The sequence below is a fragment of the Stenotrophomonas sp. C3(2023) genome (assembly GCF_032911385.1).
Taxonomy (GTDB): domain Bacteria; phylum Pseudomonadota; class Gammaproteobacteria; order Xanthomonadales; family Xanthomonadaceae; genus Stenotrophomonas.
Window position 1 is genome coordinate 843563 of record NZ_JAWJLO010000001.1, and the last position, 19844, is coordinate 863406.

A 19844-nucleotide genomic window follows, 5' to 3' on the forward strand; every position below is an offset into this window, starting at 1 on the left:
GCGAAGCGCGGCTTGTATCGCGATCTGGCCGGAGGGCTGCCGTCGTAGCGCCGGGCTCTGCCCGGCGAGCGCGAAGCGCGGCTTCATCGCGATCTGGCCGGAGAGCTGCCGGGCAGAGCCCGGCACTACGGGGCGCGCGCAGCGCGCTTCGATTCGAGCTGGCCGAAGGGCAGCCGGCATTGGCGCGCCGGCGCGGCTGGGCCTACCATCGGCGGTCCCCACCCCCACCGCCCCTTCCCATGACCGCTCCCGCTCCCGCCGCGAACCGGCGCTGGTTCGTCGCTGGCGATTTCAACGGCTTCTTCGGCCTGGTCGTCGACAACCTCTCCATCCTTGGCTTCATCGCAATGGCCCTGATCGGCCTGTTCCAGTTCCCGGCCGATGTGGTGTTCACCCGCATGTTCCCCGGCACTGCGCTGGGCGTGCTGGTCGGCAACCTGCTCTACACCTTGATGGCGCGCCGCCTGGCCGCGCGCAGCGGGCGCGACGACGTCACCGCGATGCCGCTGGGACTGGATGCGCCGACGAGCATCGGCATGGCCCTGCTGGTGCTCGGCCCGGCGTTTCTGGGCTTCAAGCAGCAGGGCATGGACCCCAACGCAGCGGCCATCGCGACCTGGCAGCTGGGCATGGCCGCGCTGGTGATCATGGGCGTGCTCAAGCTGGTGCTGTCCTTCTTTGGCGAAGCGGTGACCCGTGCCCTGCCGCGTGCCGCGCTGCTGGGGTCCATTGCCGGCATCGCGCTGGTGTTGATGGGCCTGCTGCCGCTTCTGGAAACCCTGCGCTCGCCACTGGTGGGCTTCACCACGCTCGGGCTGCTGCTCTACGTCCTGATCGCCAAGGGACGCCTGCCGGTGCGCGGGCCCGGCGTGCTGCTCGCCTTCGTGTTCGGCACCGCGCTCTATTACGGGCTCGGTCTGGCCGGACTCGGCGTTCCCGGTTTCCAGGTGCCGGCCTGGGTGCCGCCGCAGGTGGTGCTGCCATTGCCGACGCTTGGCTTCATCGACGGCCTGCCCACCGCGATGACCTACCTGCCGCTGCTGCTGCCGTTCGGGCTGCTCATGGTGGTCGGGGGCATCAACGTTTCCGAAAGCGCACGCGCGGCCGGGGATGACTACCGCACCCGCGACATCCTGCTGGTTGAAGCCGTTGCGACCCTGGTGGCCGGTGTCTGCGGCGGCGTCGCCCAGACCACGCCCTACATCGGCCAGCCAGCCTACAAGCATATGGGCGCGCGCAGCGGCTATACGCTGCTGACCGGCCTGTTCGTCGGCATCGGCGGCATGCTGGGCGTCATCTCCGGTCTGGTGCAGTGGCTGCCGCTGGCGGTACTGGCGCCGATCATCGTCTATGTCGCCATCGACATCACCACCCAGGCATTCCAGGCCACCCCGCGCCAGCATGCCGGGGCGATGGTGCTGGGCTTTCTGCCGTCGGTGGCCTACCTGCTGACGATCAAGGCGCCAGGGTGGATCGGGCCCGAACAGCTGCCGGCACTGTTGTCCCAGGTCGACGGTCACGGGCTGCCGGAGCTGGCGGTGATCTTCGCACTGGGCAACGGCTTCATCATCACCGCCATGTTGTGGATTGCCACGGTGGCAGCGATGGTCGACGGCCGCCTGCGGCGCGCCAGCGGTTTCCTGCTCGTCGCTGCTGCGCTGACGCTGTTCGGCCTGATCCATTCGGTCGATCCGCGCGGCGGCATCTATCTACCGTGGTCGCTGCAGGGCCTGCCGCGGATCATAAGCTGGCAGTTCGCCGGAGCCTACGTGGCGCTGGCGTTGATCCTCTCGCTGCTGTCGTTGCAGAAGCAGCCGATGGACCGCAGCTGAACCGGCGAGGAACCGTCGCCGGGCCGCCGGGTCTCACTTACTTAACGTTCGTGAGGCAACGATGGCATGCGCAATGAGAAAACAGCGGTCTGGCCGTGGATGGCGGGGGTGGTACTGGTCGGCGGAGTAGGATTCCTGCTGCTGCGCGACCGTTTCGATACCGGCGCGTCTGGACGCGCCGATCCACCTGCGGCAGGCGCGCTGGCCGGCGGCGCAGCGGCGCCGGCCGCTGGCGCCGATCCGGCGGTGGCGCCCACACCGGTGCAACACCCGCTGGATATCGAGGCCGCGGCTGATCCCGCGCTGCCGCCCCTGCAGGACAGCGATGCAGCCGCGCTGGAGTCGCTGGCCGGGCTGCTGGGCGGCGAGGGCACGCTCGCGACGTTGCTGCGCGACCATGTCATCGCGCGGCTGGTCGGGCACATCAATCTGCTGGACAAGCCCAGCGTGCCGTCCAACGCGATCGCCGTCGCGCCATTGCCCGGTGGGCTGCAGGTTGACGCCGGTGCGGACGGGGAGCAGATCGCCGCAGCCAACGGCGCGCGCTACGCACCCTACGTGCAGGCCTTCACCGCCGTGGATGCTCAAGCACTGGCGCGCGCCTATCTGGGGTTCTACCCGCTTGTGCAGCAGGCCTACGGGGATCTGGGCGTGCGCGATGCATATTTCAACGATCGCCTGGTGGCTGTGATCGACCATCTGCTGCAGACTCCGCAGCCAGCGCGCCCCCTGGCCGTCACGCGTGACCCGCGCGGCCGCTACGCGTTCGTGGACCCTGCGCTGCAGGCGCGCTCGGTGGGACAGAAGGCCCTGCTGCGGCTCGACCTGGCCCAGCAACAGGCGGTGATGCAGCAGCTGCGTGCGCTGCGCGCGGCGATCACCCGCGGTTGAGCGCCGCGCGAAGGTGGCGGGGCAGGCCCCTGCCATCACCACGGGGGCTCGACAGGGCAGGGGCGATGCTGGCCGTTGGCTGACCAGTGCCGGACGCTCGTCGCAGACCCCCTTGAAACTGGCAGGGGCGCATCCGCATCTGATCGGTAGTGCCGGCGCGGCCGGCGTTTTCTGATTCGAGGGACTGACATGCGGATGGACAAGCTCACTTCGCGCTTCCAGCAGGCGCTGGCAGACGCCCAGTCGTTGGCCGTAGGCCGCGACAACACGATTGTTGAACCGGTGCACGTACTCCACGCCCTGCTGGAGCAGGCCGGTGGCAGCACGCGGCCATTGCTGGCACAGGCTGGCATCAATGTGCCTGTGCTGCGCGAGCGCCTGGACGAGGCGCTGGAGGCGCTGCCCAAAGTCACCGGCCAGGCTGGCAATCTTTCCATCGGCAATGACCTGGCACGCCTGCTCAACCAGACCGATAAACTGGCCCAGCAGCAGGGCGACGCGTTCATCGCCAGCGAGTGGTTCGTGCTGGCTGCGTTGGAAGACGGCGGTTCGCTGGGCATGGCGCTGCGCGCTGCTGGCGCCGACAAGGCACGCCTGCAGGCGGCCATCGACAAACTGCGCGGCGGCGAGAGCGTCCAGAGCGAGAACGCCGAAGAGCAGCGCCAGGCGTTGGAGAAGTACACCATCGACCTGACCGCGCGTGCCGAGAGCGGCAAGCTGGACCCGGTGATCGGCCGTGACGAGGAGATCCGCCGCACCATCCAGGTGCTGCAGCGCCGGACCAAGAACAACCCGGTGCTGATCGGCGAGCCCGGTGTGGGCAAGACCGCCATCGTTGAAGGCCTGGCCCAGCGCATCATCAATGACGAAGTGCCCGAGGGCCTGCGTGGCAAACGGGTGTTGTCGCTGGACATGGGCGCGTTGATTGCCGGTGCCAAGTTCCGTGGTGAGTTCGAGGAGCGCCTGAAGGGCGTGCTCAACGACCTGGCCAAGAACGAAGGTCAGATCATCCTGTTCATCGACGAGCTGCACACCATGGTCGGTGCCGGCAAGGCCGATGGCGCGATGGATGCCGGCAACATGCTCAAGCCGGCACTGGCACGTGGCGAGCTGCACTGCATCGGCGCCACCACGCTCGACGAGTACCGCCAGTACATCGAGAAGGATGCTGCGCTGGAGCGCCGCTTCCAGAAGGTGCTGGTCGGTGAGCCGAGCGTGGAGGACACCATCGCCATCCTGCGTGGGCTGAAGGAAAAGTACGCGCTGCACCATGGCGTGGAGATCACCGACCCGGCCATCGTTGCAGCGGCTACGTTGTCCAACCGTTACATCGCCGATCGCCAGCTGCCGGACAAGGCCATCGACCTGATGGACGAGGCGGCCTCGCGCATCCGCATGGAGATCGACTCCAAGCCTGAAGAGCTGGATCGCATCGAGCGGCGGTTGATGCAGTTGAAGATCCAGCGCGAGATGCTGAAGAAGGAGAAGGACGAGGCCTCGAAGCGGCGCCTGGCCGACCTGGAAGCGGACATCGATACGCTTGAACGCGAGTTCTCCGACCTCAACGAAATCTGGAAATCCGAGAAGGCGGCTCTGCAGGGCACCACGAAGGTCAAGGAACAGCTGGAGAAGGCCAAACTCGATCTGGAAGCGGCGCAGCGGCGGCAGGACTTCGCCAGGATGAGCGAAATCCAGTATGGCGTGCTGCCCAATCTGGAACGGCAGCTGCATGCCGCGCAGGAAGTGGAACGCAAGGATTTCAAGCTGGTGCAGGACCGGGTGACCGACGAGGAAATCGCCGAGGTCGTTTCGCGCTGGACCGGCATTCCGGTCAACAGGATGCTTGAGGGCGAGCGTGACAAGCTGCTGCGCATGGAGCAGATGCTGCACACCCGCGTGGTGGGCCAGGAGGAAGCGATCCGCGTCGTGTCCGATGCAGTGCGGCGTTCGCGCGCCGGCCTTTCCGACCCGGACCGTCCGAGCGGCTCGTTCCTGTTCCTCGGCCCGACCGGCGTGGGCAAGACCGAGCTGACCAAGGCGCTGGCCGATTTCCTTTTCGACTCGGCCGATGCCATGGTGCGCATCGACATGAGCGAGTTCATGGAGAAGCACAGCGTTGCGCGCCTGATCGGTGCGCCCCCGGGTTATGTCGGCTACGAGGAAGGCGGCTACCTCACCGAGGCCGTGCGTCGTCGGCCGTACAGCGTGATCCTGCTCGACGAGGTCGAAAAGGCGCATCCGGATGTGTTCAACATCCTGCTGCAGGTGCTGGATGATGGCCGCCTGACCGACGGGCAGGGGCGCACCGTGGACTTCCGCAACACGGTGATCGTCATGACCTCCAACCTGGGCTCGCACCAGATCCAGGACATGAGCGGCGATGACAGCCCGGAGGCCTACACCCAGATGAAGGCGGCGGTGATGGGGGTGGTCCAGGCGCATTTCCGCCCTGAGTTCATCAACCGGCTCGACGACATCGTGGTGTTCCATCCGCTGGACAAGCAGCAGATCCGGCAGATCGCGCGCATCCAGATGCGCGGGCTGGAAAAGCGGCTGGCCGAGCGCGGCCTGACGCTGTCGGTCAGTGATGCAGCCTTTGACCTGCTCGGCAATGTCGGCTTCGATCCGGTGTACGGCGCCCGTCCGCTGAAGCGGGCCATCCAGGCCCAGCTGGAGAACCCGCTCGCGCAGAAGATCCTCGGCGGGGAGTTCAGCAGCGGCGACACCATCGCGGTCGATGCCGCGGCGGGCAGGCTGGCGTTTGAACGCCGTTGAACCGCCTGCAGGCGCCCGTGCCCCATGCACGGGCGCCCCCGGCTGGCTACACGGCGACCGCTTCGCAGGTGGTGCGCCCGGGTGATTCGCGCACACAGGCTATGTCCTCTCCACGTGCCAGCGCACGCAGCTGCTGCGGCTCCAGGCTGTGCAGGCCCAGCCTGCGCAGTGTGCGGCTGCCCGAGGCCAGGGCGATGCGGTTGGCCTGAGCGGTCAGCTGGATCACCGCATCGATGGTAGGCGTCGCGACCCCCATGCGCCGCGCGAGTGCGCGCCACGGCGCCAGCACGTACGGCACGTCCTGCATCAGATAGCGGTGGGTGAGGCTCGCCGGCGCGCTCTTTCGCGAATTGTGCTCCACGCTCTCGCGGGCGAATTCGGCCAGCGAGCCGAAGCTTTGCCGGTAGTAGTCGTTCATCAGATCCAGCGCGGGCGACAGGGTGACCCCGAGACTGTCGGCGATCAGCAGACGCTCGGTATCCACCGACGCCATGACCCGGGCCACGCCGGCGGTCATACCTTCCCGGTAGAAGTGAAAGTCGCCGCCGGTGCTCTCGATGCGACCGGCATTCATCAGCACCGGGGTGGGGTGCATGACGCCGGTCACACAGCTCAGGCTGTTGGCCAGCACACTGGGCAGCCAGACCAGTGGCTGCGGGAACAGCGCTTCCACCGCCTGGCGCTGCTGCAGCCCCAGCGTGCCGAGTGCGGCGGCATACATCATGGCCTTGCGCCCTTTGATGTACACGGTGTGCCCGTTGGCACGGCACGAGAACGGCGAGGTGCTGGTTTCCACGATGGCCTGTGCATCCAGCCGATGGCGCGCGGCCAGCGCGAAGAAGTTGCCGGTGATGCAGACCAGCGTATGGCGGCGCAGGTCATGGCAGGCCAGAGATGTGATCAGTTCCTCGTGTGCGTAGGCGGGCAGGGTGATCAGCAGGCGGTCGGCATGTTCAAGGGCGCGCTGCAGGGAGGTGGTGGTGGCCGGTCGGCAGGTCGCCGAGCAGAGACCGTCGGCGCGCAGCAGCCCGGCGTGCTCGATGGCATCAAGCTGCCGCCGGTGGCAAGGATGGGCATGCAGCAGCACGTCGAAGCCGCGTGCGTGCAGATCGACCGCCAGTGCACAGCCACTGTGTCCGGCACCAAGGATGGAGATGCGTGGAAGCATGTCAGTCGCTCACCTGTGGGAAAGGAGCTCATCTTCATCAGCGTCCTGGCGGGCAGGCATCGGGGCACTGTGCTCCTGATGATCGGCGCAGTTCCGATTGCGTCGTCGGCAGGCCTAAAGCGTTGTCCGTTTTCGGACCGGAAGTGCCGCTTCCGTGATCGCCCGCCCGCATGGCCCGTGCGATGGCGCGCGTTCGAGTTGCCGCCGCCCATGTCGCGTTTGACCTTAAGGCCGCCCGGCGGCGCCGGCCGGGCCGGATGCAAGGCCATATGCGGCCTGAACAGGTCAATGTGTGCGCTGCGCGCCCACGCAACCGGCCGCAGCCGCAGCTGGTGGCGGGCAAGGCCTTGGGATGCAGCGCCTTATGCGGTAGCCGCTGTCGGGCAGGGCTGACAGACGTGGGTGCATCGCCGACGTCCCGCGCTGTTCGGTTCAGTCAGCGTGCATGGGGGCGCGCAGCCGGGCGATGATACTGCGCGTTCTCATGTCCCTGAAAGGAAGCCAGCGATGGCCCTGTTCCGTAGATCTTCATTGCTGCCGCTGTGGCTTCTGCTGACCGCTTCGTGCGCGGCTGTGGCGATGCCGCCGACCAAGGTGTCGGAACGGCTGGTCATGCCACCCACGCCCGGCTACGTCGCGCTTACCGAGTCGGTCAACCCGAGTGGCTCGCGCGTCATGCAGATGGTGCCGACCCATCAGTCTGCACAGAACTGGACCGATATGCTCAGCATCCACCAGGTGCTGGACCCATCGGGACAGGTGCCCGCGCCGCGCCAGTTTCTGACCCCCATCGAGGCCGGCTGGTTGAGGGCGTGCCCGGGGTCGACCAGCACCTGGCTGCGCGAGGGCGAGGAGGACGGCCATCGCTTCGCGCTGCTGATGCTGACCTGCCCGAACAACCCGGCCACGGGCAAACCGGAGCACGCCTGGTTGAAGGGCCTGCAGGGGGCGCACTCGCACTACGTGGTGCAGAAGGCGTTCCGCTATGTGCCACAGCGTGAGCAGACCCTGGAGTGGATGGCCTGGCTGCGTGGTACCGGCCTGTGCCGCCCGCGCGCCGATGGCCAGTGCCAGACCAGCGTGAGCGCTGCGCCCGCACGCTGAACCGTCCGCTCATGCCCGCGTGCCGGGTCCATATGGCCGTATGCCATCACCGGGCTGGTTGGCGTGTGCCAGGATGAAGATGCCTCTCCAAGGGCGTGGCAACGGGGTACCCGGCCGGTGCGGGCCGGCCGGGTACCCGTCCATCAGGTCGGCTCAGACCACCGGGATGCTGTCCTTGCCCAGCCCGCGATAGGGCGGCGTGGAGAGGATCATCTCGGCCAGTGAGTACGCGAGCTCGCGCTCGGCCATCACCGTGCCGTCGGCCCCGTGTTCCAGCAGATGCTTGACCTCCGCGTCGCTGTGCGCACGCGCCAGCAGGGTGAGGTTGGGATTGATCGCGCGCAGCTTGGCCAGCGCTTCGCCCGCCTCCAGCGGCTGCGGGATGGCCAGCACGGCGATCTTGGCGCGCTCAGGATGGGCCTCGGCCAGTACCTTGTCTGCCGCCGCGCTGCCACGGATGGCCGCGATGCCCTTGGCATGCGCGCTTTCCACGTGATCCTTGTTGTCATCGATGACCAGCACCGGCACGCCGCGATCGCTGAGTACCTGGGCAAGTTCACTGCCGACCCGACCGTAGCCGATCACGATGGCGTGTCCCTGCAGGTCGCGCGACGGACCAATGGCTTCCACCGGCTCGGCGGCCGCAGGCTGGCCCGCCAGCTGCCTGGCCTGCCAACGATCCAGCAGGCCGAATACCAGCGGATTGAGCATGATCGACACCAGCGCACCGGCCAGCACCAGCGACTGGCCGCTGGGTGGCAGGATCTTCAACGCAACGCCGAGGCCGGCGATGATGAAGGCGAACTCGCCGATCTGCGCCAGGCTGGCCGAGATGGTCAGCGCCGTGCTGGTGGGATGGCCGAACGCACGCACGATGAAGAACGCGGCGGCTGACTTGCCGACCATGATGATGGCGACGGTGGCCAGTACCTGCCAGGGGTGCTCAATGAGGATGTTCGGGTCGAACAGCATGCCGACCGACACGAAGAACAGGACCGCGAATGCATCGCGCAGCGGCAGCGAGTCATGGGCAGCCTTGTGGCTGAGCTCGGACTCGTTGAGCAGCATGCCGGCAAAGAACGCGCCCAGCGCGAACGACACGCCGAACAGCATGGCCGAGCCGAACGCCACGCCCAGCGCGATGGCCAGTACCGACAGGGTGAACAGCTCGCGCGACCCGGTACCGGCGATGCGCTCGAGCACCCACGGGATGACGCGCCGGCCGACCACCAGCATCACCGCGACAAACAGACCCAGCTGTACGAAGGTCCAGCCGATCTGCGCCAGCACACTGCCGACACTATGGTTCTGCTGGCTCGCATCCTCGCCGAACACGCCCGCCAGCACCGGCATCATCACCAGGGCCAGCACACACGCCAGGTCCTCGACGATCAGCCAGCCCACCGCGATCTTGCCGCGCAGCGTTTCCAGCAGCCGGCGTTCTTCCATCGCGCGCAGCAGCACAACGGTACTGGCGGTGGCCAGCGAGAACCCGAACACGATGCCATGGATTGCCGGCCAGCCCATCAGGCTCGCCACACCCCAGCCGAGCAGCGTGGCCACCGTGATCTGGCCGATGGCGCCGGGAATGGCGATGGCCTTGACCGCCATCAGATCTTTCAGCGAGAAATGCAGGCCGACGCCGAACATCAGCAGCATCACCCCGATCTCGGCCAGCTGGTTGGCCAGCGCCTGGTCGGCGACGAAGCCCGGTGTGAAAGGACCGACGACGATGCCGGCGACAAGGTAGCCGACCAGCGGCGACAACCGCAGTTTGTTGGCCAGGGCGCCGAACACGAAGGCGAGACCAAGGCCGACGGCGATCATGTTGATCAGGGCGGTGTCATGGTGCATCGGCACTCGCAGGCAGGAACGGGGGTGTTCCGATTTTCACCGATGGCGCCGGATCCGGCAAACCGGCAGCGCATGGGGGGGCAGCCAACGGCTGGGCCCCTGGTGGCTGGCGGTTGGAGCCAGAGCCGAAGCCGAAGCGGTTTCATGGGGAGGCCGGGCGGGTTGGGTTGCTGGGGATCGGCAAGAACTGCATCCATGCGTGCCTCGGCGAGCGCCATCCAGGCGCTCGACGTCCCCATCAACCCAACCCGCCCGGCCTTTGACAGGTCTGCGCGTGTGCCAGCCCCCGAAGATAAGAAGAAAATCAGAAACACGGCCGACCGAGGTCGGCCGCCAATCAGAATCAGAATCAAAAGCTGGATCCAGATCCAGATCCAGATCCAGATCCAGATCCAGATCCAGATCCAGATCAACATGGGTGACGACCGTTCGCCGGCGCTGCCAACCGTCGCCGGCATGTGTCGAAGGTGGGACGGGATGGGTTTGTGGGGGTGTGGAGCGCCAGGGGCCGGACGCATGCGTCCGGCGGGTTGGGCAGGAGCCCAACCCCGGTCTTGCCGTATGCGCAGGACGGCGCATACGCGCAAGGCGCGAGACAAGGCCCGCAGGGTGAGGGCGCTTTGCTTGCGAAGCACTGCTTCGCAAGCGCCCGAACGCACAGCCGCCATGCGGCTGGGCCGGACCCCGAAGGGGCAGTTTTTGCCGTCCCCCACAAGCCCATCCCGTCCCGCCAAACGCAGAACAGCGCAGAGCCGACGCTTCGGCTCTACGCTGTTGCTGTTGCTTGGGCTGTTGCTTGGGCTGTTGCTGCAGGCGGGTGCAGGGCCGCAGGCCCTGCAACCCAATCCAACTTACCAGGTGTACTTGATCCGGCCGTACACGTAGGCACCATTGAACCCGAACGGCGAATAGTTGCTGTAAGGCAGCATCCCCCACGTCGAGTTCTGCAGGTCGGCGGTGCGGTCCGGGTACTCGTCCAGCAGGTTGTCCGCGCCGAGCGTCAGTGTCCAGTTCTGGCTCGGCTTGTAGCTGGCCGATGCATCGAGCACCCACTTCGCATCGTAGGTCTGGTCACGTGCCGCGGTAGCCGAATTGCGCACCGTGAAGCTGCCGTAACGCGTAGCGGCCAGGCCGACCTCCCAGTGGTCCGAGCGCCAGGTCCCGCTCAACACCGATTTGTCGTGCGGGTAGCTGTCCTCGATGCGGCCCAGCTCGTCGCGGCCGATCAGCGACTGGGTGATGCCCAGCCCGGCGAACACCGCCGGCGAGCCGCTCACCTTCTTCACTTCGGTGTCGTTGTAGCTGTAGGCCGCCGTCAGTTCCAGGCTGCTGGCGGTGAAGGGCACGGTGTAGCTGGCCACCGCATCGACGCCGCGGGTGCGCGTGTCCAGACCGTTGGTGAAATAGGAGAAGGCAGTGACCTGCGGCAGGCCCAGGCCGCTGAGCAGGCTGGCCACCGCCGGGTTGCCGCTGACGGTGACGTTGGACGACAGCGCGATGCGGTCGTCGATGTCGATCTGGTAGGCGTCCACGGTCAGGTACAGGCGGTCCACCGGCTGCAGCACCAGACCCAGGCTGTAGGACGTTGAGGACTCGGCCTTCAGCGGTGCCGAGCCCAGCGCCTGCGCCGCGGCGCTGGCGGCCGGGAAGGTGCCGCGTTCGACGAACTCGCCGTTGACGATGGTGCTGGTCACCGCCTGGTAGCCCTGCTGGGCCAGTGCCGGCGCGCGGAAGCCGCTGGCCGCGGTGGCGCGCAGGGCCAGCTTGTCGGTGAATGCATAGCGCGCCGACAGCTTGCCCGAGACCTTGTCGCCGAAGTCCGAATAGTCTTCGTAGCGACCGGTGATGCCCGCCGAGAAGCGATCGGTCAGGTCGGCTTCCAGGCCGGCATAGACCGCGTAGTTGTCGCGGTCGGTGTGGACCTCGTTGATCGGGGTGAAGCCGGCAAAGCCCTGCGCACCGCTGCCGGTGTAGGAGCTGAGCTCGCCTGCGGTCTGGTCCCACTTCTCGCGACGGTATTCACCGCCGAAGGACAACGTGACCGGATAGGCCAGTCCCCAGTCCAGCGCTCGGGTGAAGTCGGCATTGAAGATGTCCTGCTGGTACTTCAACGCGCCATCGTAGAAGTCGCGCGGGCTGTCCACGCCCAGTGCGTAGTTGATCGAGTTGCGCGTGTTGAACTTCAGGCTGTTCTCACCGTGGTTGACGCTCACATCCCAGGTCCAGCCTCCGGCGGTGCTGCCTTTCACCCCGGCTACCACCGAGCGGTCCCTGGCATCCTGGTTGATCTGCGGCACGTAGCCGTCCGGGTAGATCTGCGCCAGCAGGGCGCTCTGACCACTGTGGTTGGGCGAGCGGTAAAACGCGAAGGAGGTGATGTCGCGGTTGCTCACCAGCGCATTGGCGTACGCGCTGACGTTGTCGGTGAAGGCGAAGCTGGCGTTGGCCGAGGCCGCGACCGTATCGACCTGCGGGTCGCCGACCACAAAGGTGGTTTCACCCACGGCGGGGAAGTTGCCGGTGTTCGGCGTGGTGCCGCGGTAGGGGCCCGCGCGGTTGCTCTCGTCCTGCTGGCTGATCTGGCCGGCCACATGCAGGCTGCCACGGCCCTGGCCGAAGCTCACACCGGCATCGCCGGAAAGCTGGTTGCGGTTGCCGTCGCCGGCCGAGTACTGGCCATGGTCGATGGCCAGGCTGCCGCCGCTGTCGCTGCCCTTGAGCACGATGTTGACCACACCGGCGATGGCATCGGAACCGTACTGGGCCGACGCGCCGTCACGCAGCACTTCGACCCGTTCGATGGCCGCGATCGGAATGGCATTGATGTCCACCGGTGCCGAGCCGCGACCGATCGTGCCGCTGACGTTGATCATGGCCGAGCTGTGGCGGCGCTTGCCGTTGACCAGCACCAGCACCTGGTCCGGTGACAGGCCGCGCAGCTGCGCGGGGCGCACGCCGCTGGTGCCATCTACCAGCGCAGGGCGCGGAAAGTTGAGCGAGGGCAGCGCGCGCGACAACGCCGTAGCCAGCTCGCCGGTGCCGGTAGCGGTGAGCGTCTCGGGCGTGATGATGTCGATCGGCGACTGCGACTCGGCCACGGTGCGGTCGGCCACGCGGGTGCCGGTGACGATCACCGTGTCGAGGGTGTTGGGGCTCTGCTGGGCCATCGCCGGTGCGGCGCCAGCGGCGAGGATGGCGATGACGGCGGAAGCGAGTGGACGGGTCTTGCGGTTCATCAGGACGTGGCTCCGGGGGCGGGGGAGACACCGGGGTGGGCGCGGACCAGCGCAAGGCCGGTCCTGGAGGCGCTGGCCACCACGGTGTCCATTATCGGAACATGCGCTGCTGGTACAGCTTGTCAAATCCCGCGAGCGGTAAGAAACCTTGTAGTAGCGGTGATCTGGCGCGCTGTTCACGCGGGGAGGGCAGTTCCCCGGAAGCGCGACCGGCGGCCAGGGAGGAGAGATGGACCGCCGGCACGTGCTCCGGGATACGTCAAGTATTCGTTAACGCTAGAATTACGTCGCAGGAACTGTGCTCACGAGCATATTCCATTCCGTTATATGGACTCCCCAGAATGATCTCCCTTCGTAATTTCGCCTTGCGCCGTGGCGAGCGGCTGCTGTTGTCCAACGTCGACCTGACCCTGCACGCCGGTTACCGCGTGGGTGTCGTCGGCCGTAACGGAGCCGGCAAGTCCAGCCTGTTTGCTGCGGTCAAGGGCGAGCTGGAAGCCGACAAGGGCGACGTCGATCTGCCCGGCAAGGTGCGCATCGCCAGTGTCGCGCAGGAAACGCCTTCCCTGCCTGATCCGGCCCTGAGCTTCGTGCTCGGCGGCGATGTCGAGGTGGCGGCCGTGCTCGCCGAAGAAGCGGCCGCAACCGCGCGCGAGGACTGGGAAGCAGTGGCCGAGGCCCATACGAAGATGGCCGAGCTGAATGCCTACGACGCCGAGGCGCGTGCCGGCAAGCTGCTGCACGGCCTGGGCTTCCCGGCCGAGACCCATTCGCGGGCGGTGTCTTCGTTCTCCGGCGGCTGGCGCGTGCGGCTGAATCTGGCGCGCGCGCTGATGATGCCCAGCGACCTGCTGCTGCTCGACGAACCCACCAACCACCTTGACCTGGATGCGGTGTACTGGCTGGAACAGTGGCTGCTGAAGTACCCCGGCACGCTGCTGCTGATCTCGCACGACCGCGAGTTCCTCGACAACGTGGCCACCCACACCCTTCATCTGCATGGCGGTGGCGCCAAGCTCTATACCGGCGGCTACACCGACTTCGAGCGCCAGCGTGCCGAGCAGCTGCGCCAGCAGCAGATCGCCCACGAAAAGGAACAGGCCGAGCGCGCCCATCTGCAGAGCTTCATCGACCGTTTCAAGGCCAAGGCATCCAAGGCCGCGCAGGCGCAGAGCCGGATGAAGCGGCTGGAGAAGCTGGCGGGCACCGAGGCGGTGCGCGCCGAGCGCGAGTTCCGCATCGAGCTTTCGCCGCCGGCCAAACTGCCGTTCTCGCTGATCCGTCTCAATCACGTCGAGGCCGGCTACGGCAGCGATGCCGTCATCCTGCACAACGTAGGCTTCGGCCTGGAAGCCGGTCAACGCATCGGCCTGCTGGGCCCCAACGGCGCGGGCAAGACCACCCTGGTCAAGACCCTGGTCGGCGAGCTGCAGCCCATTGCCGGTGAGCGCATGGCCCACCCGGACCTGCGCATCGGCTACTTCGCCCAGCACACGGTGGAGTCGCTGCATGAAGGCCAGTCGCCGATGGATCACATGCGCGAGATCGACAAGGAGGCAACCAACCAGTCGTTCCGCGATTTCCTCGGCAAGTGGAACTTCCCCGGCGACCGCGCGTTCGAGCCGGTGGACGGCTTCTCCGGTGGTGAACGCGCGCGCCTGGCGCTGGCACTGATCGCCTGGCAGCAGCCCAACGTGCTGCTGCTCGACGAACCGACCAACCACCTTGACCTGGAGATGCGCGAGGCACTGGCCGAGGCGCTGAGCGATTTCGACGGCGCGATCGTGATGGTCTCGCACGACCGCCACTTGATCGGTCTGGTCTGCGACACCTTCTGGCGCGTGGCCGATGGCGTGGTCGAGCCGTTCGACGGTGACCTGGACGAGTACGCGGCGTGGCTGCGCACGCGGCCGCAGGCACAGGGCACCAAGGTGCGCATGGAACAGGCGGCTGAGCCGGTGGTGGCGGTGAAGACCGCCCCCGTAGCGCAGGTGGTGTCGAAGAAGCCGGTCAATCCGCACAAGCTGGCCACGGCCGAGGCCAGGGTCGCCGAACTTGAAGCGAGCCTGGCCGAGCTGGACCGTCAACTGGCCGACCCGGCCAACTACGCCGATGCCACGCGCATGGCGGTGCTGGGGCGCGACCGCGAAACGACGGCCTCCCAGCTGGAAAAGGCCGAGGCGGCGTGGATGGAGCTGATGGGCTGACGGCGCCACGGCGCGGGCGATGGCTGTCGGTTGGTGACGACCGTTGGTCGTGGTAGGTGACGACCGTTGGTCGTCACGCTGTTGCCCCGGCTCCTGCGACGCGGTGCTCTGCTTTTGCCGCCGCAGGCTGCGAAACAGATAATGAGCGTCCGCAAGCAGGAGGTCACCCATGATCGCGCGCCGTCAATTTCTGCACTACACCGCGGCTGCGGCGACCGCGCCGCTGCTCGGATCGACCTCGGTGCAGGCTGCAGCGCCATCGTCGCCCGCGCGCACCTTTGCCACCGCCACCGGGTTTGCGGCGCTGGAACAGGCCTGCGCAGGTCGCTTGGGCGTGGCGGTACTGGCGGCCGGTGCCGAGGGCAGCGGACACGTGCTGGGCGGGCACCGGCTGGATGAGCGCTTCCCGCTGTGCAGCACCTTCAAGGCGTTGCTGGCGGCCAGCATGCTGGATCGCGCGGCGCAGTCGCCGGCGCTGCTCGAACGGCGCCTGTCCGTGACCGCTGCCGATCTTCTGGAGTACGCGCCGGTGACCCGGCGCCACGTCGGCAAGACCATGACGGTGCGTGACCTGTGCCGGGCCACGGTGACCACCAGCGACAACACCGCGGCCAATCTGCTGCTGGATGCGTTCGGCGGGCCGCCGGCACTGACGGCATTTCTGCGCGGCCTGGGCGACACCGTGACCCGGTGCGACCGTCGCGAACCCGAATTGAACCTGTTCACGCCCGATGATCCGCGTGACACCACGACGCCGCGGGCGATGGCAACCACGCTGGCACGGCTGGCCAACGGGGCGGTGCTGGCACCGGCCGCGCGTCAGCAATGGGCCGATTGGCTGATCGACAACCAGACCGGTGATGCCTGCCTGCGCGCCGGGCTGGGCAGCCGCTGGCGGGTAGGGGACAAAACCGGCGCCAACGGCGAAGGCGCGCGCCACGATGTGGCAGTGCTGTGGCCGCTCGGCGGTGGGTCCACCCACGTGGTCGTTGCCTACCTGCAGGCCGGCGGCATCAGTTTTGACGAGCGGGCCGATGTACTGGCCCAGGTCGGGCGCATTGCCGCGGCAATGATCGGGTAGCGTGCGGACCGGAGCACCGACGGGGTAGCAGCGGGGCAGAGCCCCGCTCTACGTGGGGGACGGTCAGTTGGCTTGATCGCTGGCCTGTACGGCGTCGAGGAAGTCACGGCCCCAGCGGTCCACGTCGTAGTACTCGACGATGCCCTGCAGCTGGCGCAGGCGGCCGACCGCTTCTTCTTCCGGCATCGACAGCGCCTGCATCAGCCCAGCGGCCAGATCAGCCGGATCGTGTGGATTGGTCAGCACGGCGCCCTTCAGTTCGGCGGCGGCACCGGCGAACTCGCTCAGCACCAGTACGCCGCTGGACCCTTCGATGCCCTGGGTGGCGACAAACTCCTTGGCCACCAGATTCAAGCCGTCGCGCAGCGGGGTGATCCACATCACCTGGGCGGCGGCATAGTGCGCCACCACCTGCTCGAACGGCAGCGCCTGGGCGAAGAAGCGCACGGGGGTCCAGTCCAGCCGCGAGAAGCGCCCGTTGATCCGACCCACCGCCTGCTCGATCTGGTTCTGCAGCGTGCGGTACACAGTCATCTCGCGCGCGGCCGGCACACAGACCATCAGCAGGGTGACCTTGCCCTGCTGCTCGGGATGCTGTTCCAGCACGCGCTCGAAGGCCTCCAGCTTGGCCAGTGTGCCCTTGGTGTAGTCCAGCCGCTCCACCGAGAGCACCAGCTTGCGCGCACCGATTTCGCGGCGCAGCTTGAAGATGTCGTTGCGCACGTCGCTGCGCGCCAGCACCTGCCGGATGCGGCCGATATCGGTGCCGACCGGGTGCGCACCGAGGGCCACGTCACGGTCGCCGACACGCAGGCGGGTGGTCATCGTGTCCAAGCCCACCGCACAGCCGAAGGTGAGGAAACGCGGTGCACAGTTCTCCCATGCCAGCCGCTCGGCGGGCATCGCACCGCGCACCACGTCCACGAAGTTTTCCACCTGGCGCGGAATATGGAAGCCGATGTAGTCACAGCACAGCAGGCTGCCGATGATCTCGCGGCGCCAGGGCACCACGTTGAACACATCGGCCGAGGGGAAATAGGTGTGATGGAAGAAGGCGATCTTCACGTCCGGGCGCAGTTCGCGCAGGTAGGCCGGCACCATCCACAGGTTGTAATCGTGGATCCAGACGGTGGCGCCATGCGCCGCTTCGGCGGCGGTGGACTCGGCAAAACGCCGGTTGACCTTGAGAAACACCTGCCAGTCGTCTTCGCGGAAGCGCGCGCGTTCCCAGAACACATGCAGCATCGGCCAGAACGCCTCCTTGGAGAAGCGCTTGTAGAAGATGTCCACCTCCTGCCGGCTGAGCGGTACGCGCGCGGCGCGCAGGGTCGGGTACTGCTCCGGATCGACCTGCAGGTGACGCTGGAACGGACGGTGTCTGGGGTCGTCGATGCCCCAGGCAATCCAGCTGCCTTTCTGTCCACCTTTGAAGAAGCTCAGCAACGAGGGAATGATGCCGTTGGGCGAGCGTGGCGGACGCTGCACCAGCTTGCCGTCCTCGATCGCCTCGTCAAACGGCAGGCGGTGATAGACCATCAGCAGTTCAGCGCCCTCGGCGCGCGTGGTGTCGCGCGGCCGCAGGTGCGGGTCATCCTTGGACAGCAGGCCGAAGTGGGCGATGGCTTCGAGGATGCCGCCACAGCCTGGCGCCTGTGCATGCAGGGTGCGCGGCTGGCCTTCGGTGGCCTGCAGCAGCGCCGGTTCGGAACGGCCGACGCAGACGCCACGGAAGCCGGCCACGTACATGGAAAGATCATTGAGGGTGTCACCGGCCACCAGGATGCGCTCGCGCGGCAGTTCCAGCTGGCGGGCCAGTGCGGCCAGGGTGCGCCCCTTGTCGGTGCCAGGCGGCAGGATGTCCAAGTAGCGCTCTGCCGAGTACAGCACATCGCAGCCCAGGCGCGCGGCAGTCTGCTCGATCTGCGTACGCAGCGGTGCCAGCGTCTGCGGGTCGCAGAAATACGAGCAGCGTCGCTCCTGCGGTACGTCCTGGCGCTGCAGTGCAGTGAACGGCCGCATGGCTTCGGCGACGACCTGCTCGCCGGGCCAGTGCGCGTCGATCATCGACTGCAGGGGTTGCAGCGGCTGCAGGGTGTGGCCATCGACGATCGTCGCGCCGACGTCGCAGACGATGTAGTCCGGGCGCGGAATGGAGGGGTCGGAGAGCAGCGGCATCACCGCTTCCAGGCCACGGCCGGTGATGAAGATCAGGGAGATGCCAGGATGGCGGTCAATGAGGCGATACAGGCGTTGACGCTGTTCGCTGCTGCCAGCCAGGAAAGTGCCATCAAGATCGGTGGCCAGGACCAGCTGGGGATCGGCCGCGCTCGGCGCGGCGGAGGGGGCGGGGGGCAGGGTGGTTACTTCAACAGTCAATGCACTTCCTTTTCTTCGTGGATGGGAGATTCGGTTTCAGGCATCAGTTCCAGGGCTGACGGCGTGGTACGCAGCATCGGGCGGAACGGCGCCGGGTGCGGGCGCAGGCGTGTGTGGCGCAGCAGGCGCATGCCCACGAACGCGGCCAGGCACAGCAGCACGGTGGCGAAGTACAGCGGCAGCGCCGGGGCGCCAACGCGGTCCATCAAGGTGCCGGCCAGCGCAGGGCCAATGGCTGCACCCACGCCATGCACCAGCAGCAGGCTGCTGCAGCCGGACAGCAGATCCTCGCCGGGCAGGTAATCGAGCATGTGAGCGACGGCGAAGGGGTACAGCGCGAACACCAGCCCGCCGTAGCAGAACACGAGCCCGAACATCAGGTGCAGCTGCTGCTGGATCGGCGGCAGTGCGGCGAACACGGCCACCACCGCAGCTGCCAGGCTCAGGCACAGCAGGCCGATGCGCCGATCGTGGCCGTCGCTGATGCGCCCCAGCGGCCACTGCAGCAACGCGCCGCCGGCGATGGCCACCAGCATGAACAAGGGCACGCCGTCGTCGCGTACACCAATCTGCACCGCAAACACCGGCAGCAGGCCCCAGAAGGCCCCCATCGCCAGGCCGGACAACCCCGCCGCAACGGTGGCCACCGGCGCCACCGCATACAGCCGGGCCAGCGTCAGCCGCGGCACGCTGGGCACCTCCGGCTGCTGCAGCCGTGTGGCGGTGACCGGCAGCATGGCCGCGCAGATCAGCAGCGCGATGACCGTGAACAGCGTGGCCGCAGCGGGGCTGCCGATCATCAGCAGCACCTGGCCCAGTGCGAGCGCGGACAGGTTGACCATCATGTACAGCGAGAACACGCGGCTGCGCCGCTGCGGGTCGGGCTCAGCGTTGAGCCAGCTTTCAATGACGGTGTACAGGCCCACCAGTGCGATACCGGTAACCACCCGCAGCAACCCCCAGCCCCATGGCGAGACCCACAGCGGATGCAGCAGCACGGCCATCGTGGCCAGGGCTGCATGGAAAGCAAAAGCCCGGCTGTGGCCGATGCGGCGGATCAGCGGCGGCGCGGTAAAGGTGCCGATGAAGAAGCCGGCGAAGTAGCCGGACATCACCCAGCCCAGCGCATTGGCACTGAAGCCTTCGGCGCCGCCGCGAACGGCCAGCAGGGTGCCGAGCAGACCGCTGCCGGTAAGCAGCAGCCCGACGCCGAGCAGCAGGGCAGTCAGCCGCAACATGGGTGCGACCTTCGTGGGGAAGGTTGAGCAGACACGTTTCCTACCTTAACACAGCGTCGTAAACGCCCCGTGTGCAGTACGC

The 19844-nt window shown here is 67.2% G+C and carries 12 protein-coding genes; 6 read left to right on the forward strand and 6 right to left on the reverse strand.

What is annotated here, in order from left to right:
* Window positions 1-180: hypothetical protein (locus RZA67_RS03605; protein WP_317211219.1), on the reverse strand; the 180-nt coding region annotated here is incomplete at its 3' end.
* A gap of 59 nt (window positions 181-239) precedes the next feature.
* Here RZA67_RS03605 and RZA67_RS03610 point away from each other — a divergent pair.
* From RZA67_RS03610 to clpB, 3 genes are all read left to right on the forward strand, one after another.
* Window positions 240-1832, forward strand: coding sequence for a hypothetical protein (locus tag RZA67_RS03610; RefSeq protein ID WP_317211220.1), 1593 nt, complete (start codon window positions 240-242; stop codon window positions 1830-1832).
* A gap of 66 nt (window positions 1833-1898) precedes the next feature.
* Window positions 1899-2723: a DUF3014 domain-containing protein gene (locus RZA67_RS03615; protein ID WP_317211221.1), complete on the forward strand. Its 825-nt coding sequence runs from the start codon at window positions 1899-1901 to the stop codon at window positions 2721-2723.
* A gap of 189 nt (window positions 2724-2912) precedes the next feature.
* Entirely contained in the window at window positions 2913-5498 is a 2586-nt protein-coding gene (gene clpB, locus RZA67_RS03620) for an ATP-dependent chaperone ClpB (protein ID WP_317211222.1), read from the forward strand.
* Between the two features lie 46 nt (window positions 5499-5544).
* Here clpB and RZA67_RS03625 read toward each other — a convergent pair whose 3' ends face one another.
* Window positions 5545-6666, reverse strand: coding sequence for an NAD/NADP octopine/nopaline dehydrogenase family protein (locus tag RZA67_RS03625; RefSeq protein ID WP_317211223.1), 1122 nt, complete (start codon window positions 6664-6666; stop codon window positions 5545-5547).
* A 507-nt stretch (window positions 6667-7173) separates the two neighbouring features.
* On the opposite strand from RZA67_RS03625, the gene RZA67_RS03630 reads away from it, so the two are divergent.
* Complete coding sequence (locus RZA67_RS03630) at window positions 7174-7770, forward strand: hypothetical protein (protein WP_317211224.1); 597 nt, start codon at window positions 7174-7176, stop codon at window positions 7768-7770.
* A 153-nt stretch (window positions 7771-7923) separates the two neighbouring features.
* On the opposite strand, the gene ybaL is transcribed toward RZA67_RS03630, so the two are convergent.
* Complete coding sequence (gene ybaL, locus RZA67_RS03635; protein ID WP_317211225.1) at window positions 7924-9624, reverse strand: YbaL family putative K(+) efflux transporter; 1701 nt, start codon at window positions 9622-9624, stop codon at window positions 7924-7926.
* A gap of 851 nt (window positions 9625-10475) precedes the next feature.
* Window positions 10476-12860 carry a TonB-dependent receptor gene (locus tag RZA67_RS03640; protein ID WP_317211226.1) on the reverse strand — a complete coding sequence of 795 codons (2385 nt, stop codon included), beginning with the start codon at window positions 12858-12860 and terminating at the stop codon, window positions 10476-10478.
* A gap of 341 nt (window positions 12861-13201) precedes the next feature.
* Here RZA67_RS03640 and RZA67_RS03645 point away from each other — a divergent pair, with 341 nt between their 5' ends.
* Both RZA67_RS03645 and bla read left to right on the forward strand, forming a co-directional pair.
* The gene (locus RZA67_RS03645) at window positions 13202-15067 is read left to right on the forward strand and encodes an ATP-binding cassette domain-containing protein (protein WP_317211227.1); all 1866 of its coding nucleotides are present in this window, start codon (window positions 13202-13204) and stop codon (window positions 15065-15067) included.
* Window positions 15068-15236: 169 nt separating this feature from the next.
* Window positions 15237-16148 (forward strand): class A beta-lactamase, encoded by a 912-nt coding sequence (bla, locus tag RZA67_RS03650; RefSeq protein ID WP_317211228.1) that lies wholly within the window; start codon window positions 15237-15239, stop codon window positions 16146-16148.
* Window positions 16149-16211: 63 nt separating this feature from the next.
* On the opposite strand, the gene ggpS is transcribed toward bla, so the two are convergent.
* The gene (gene ggpS, locus RZA67_RS03655; protein ID WP_317213798.1) at window positions 16212-18458 is read right to left on the reverse strand and encodes a glucosylglycerol-phosphate synthase; all 2247 of its coding nucleotides are present in this window, start codon (window positions 18456-18458) and stop codon (window positions 16212-16214) included.
* 62 nt (window positions 18459-18520) lie between these two features.
* A complete protein-coding gene (locus tag RZA67_RS03660) occupies window positions 18521-19762 on the reverse strand; it encodes an MFS transporter (protein WP_317211229.1) in 1242 nt (413 codons plus the stop codon).
* Window positions 19763-19844 lie beyond the last annotated feature (82 nt).